Genomic DNA, 2212 nt, shown 5'->3' on the forward strand with positions numbered 1-2212 from the left:
TAGAGAGGTGAAACATGATTTAAGTAGCACCTCTTACGCTCGCTGATTTCCTACCGACGGCTGAAATGTCGTCTCGACTGCTAGAGCGACAGTCGAAAGGGGGCTGAAAAGCTCGACCGGGCGTCGCCGGTTGGGTGCCATAAGCAGATCAGCCTTAACTGTATCGGATGCGAGCCACCACTCGCAGGCCGGGCTACCGCAGTGTCTATGGCGAGACAACGAAGTGAGCGCCGGAAGCCTCTGTATTTATCGATAACGCCTCCTCAGGTGTGATGGCACTGGAGGTAACGCGATTAGAAGCGGCAGGGCTCAGTCCATCTCTGCTGCTGGACACGTGCAACGTGCCCGAGACAGGAACGGCTCTCTCAGCCTGTCTCCAGTATCGCCAGGGGTAGAGCTCACCGCCTAACGGCACAATGGTTGGAGATCGGAACACGGGAACTCGGATCGTCTGCCCGGCACGGAATCGGGCTAGTCGCGACGGCAGAAGATGGACGACACCGAGGGCGGAGCTTTCATAGTAGTCAGGGCACGGGAAAGCCGCGCACGGGGCGAAGGAAAGCAGGAAGATGATAGGTCTGCATGACGGGGAAGCGATCTGTGGACATGGATTATCAGGCCGATGAGGCTTGGGTACTCGACGTTCAACGCAGGCTTTATCAGCAGAGCAAGGCAAATCCCGACGAAACGTGGCGGGATCTATGGGGTTGGCTTACTGACGACCGCATGATCCGCCACGCTTGGCGGCGCGTCTCTACCAACAAAGGTAAGCGCTCCGCCGGCGTCGACGGGATTACCGTGAATCGCATCCGGCAAACGATAGGTGAGCGGACGTTTCTTGAAGGCATTCGGCGGGAATTGCGCTCGGGCACATACCATCCGAGTCCTTCAAGGCGGAAGCTCATTCCCAAACCCGGTAAACCGGGGCAATTCCGGCCCTTGGGCATTCCCACGGTAAAGGACCGCGTCGTTCAAGGCGCGGTCAAAGCAGTTCTCGAGCCAATCTTCGAGGCGCAATTCTGGCCTGTTTCCTACGGGTTTCGCCCCGGCAGAAGCACGCACGGCGCCTTGGAGCATATCAGGCAATCCCTGCAACCGCGAAAGCGGGATCAGGATAGCCGACGGCACCGAATGCCGTACAACTGGATCATTGAAGGCGACATAAAGGGCTGTTTCGACAACATCAACCATCACCATCTCATGGACAGGCTGCGCACACGCGTGGCCGACCGGCGGGTCGTGGGGTTGGTCGGAAAGTTTCTGAAAGCCGGAGTTCTGGCGGAGGATCAATTCCTGCGCACAGACAACGGCACGCCTCAAGGTGGGATCATCTCCCCGTTGCTTGCCAACATCGCGCTTAGCGCAATCGAGGAACGCTACGAAAGATGGACGTATCACCGGTCAAAACTCCAGGACCGCCGCCTCAGCGATGGGGCAGCGGCGGCACGAGGAGCACGGGGTCGGGATCACAAGGCAGGACGCTGCGTGTTCTTCCCGATCCGATATGCTGATGACTTCGTTGTTCTAGTGTCTGGGACTGAGGAGGATGCCATCGCAGAGAAAGAAGCGCTGGCTAACTACCTACGTCAGATTACGGGCCTCGAACTGTCACCGGAAAAGACAAAGATCACGCCAGTGACAGAGGGATTTGAGTTTCTCGGATTCCACGTCGCGATGCGATGGGACAAACGATACGGATATTTTCCCCGTGTAGAAATCCCTAAAGCAAAAGCCGCTGATTTGCGTCACAAGATCAAGGTACTCACAAAGGTCAATACGAACCTAGTGACCCTTAGTCAGAAACTCGAAGAACTGAACTTCATCCTTCGCGGCTGGGCTGGCTACTATCGCCACTGCGCCAGAGCGGGCAAAGTGTTCACGGCTATTGACTGGTTCGTGACACGCCGCATCTGGTGTTGGCTTCGCAAGAAGTACCGGAAAGCGCGGGCACGCGACATGATGCGGTTTTTTGGACCGAGCAGTCGCCGCCCGACAAGGCGTCTTTGGCGAGAAGGACAACGCGAGCAGTATGTTCTCGCTTGGACTTCGATAACCCGATTTCTCCTTGGTTGGATGAAACCGCCTCCTTTTGCAATATCTTCTGGAGAGCCGGATGCGTACCGAAAGGCGCATGTCCGGTTCGGCGAGAGGCGATGAGAAACCATCCGCCGTAAGGCGGAACTGGCGCTCATCGCCTACTCTACCCTTCTAC

Annotated in this window: 1 protein-coding gene; it reads left to right on the forward strand. The window is 57.1% G+C overall.

The window, feature by feature from the left end:
• The first annotated feature begins 606 nt into the window (after positions 1–606).
• Positions 607–2157 (forward strand): group II intron reverse transcriptase/maturase, encoded by a 1551-nt coding sequence (gene ltrA, locus AC629_RS44370; RefSeq protein WP_245332220.1) that lies wholly within the window; start codon positions 607–609, stop codon positions 2155–2157.
• Positions 2158–2212: the final 55 nt, after the last annotated feature.

The organism is Bradyrhizobium sp. NAS80.1 (assembly GCF_001908205.1).
Classification (GTDB): domain Bacteria; phylum Pseudomonadota; class Alphaproteobacteria; order Rhizobiales; family Xanthobacteraceae; genus Bradyrhizobium.

Excerpts from the sequence above, each read along its gene's own strand:
- ltrA (WP_245332220.1), top strand. The coding sequence starts at position 607 with ATGGATTATCAGGCCGATGAGGCTTGGGTACTCGACGTTCAACGCAGG.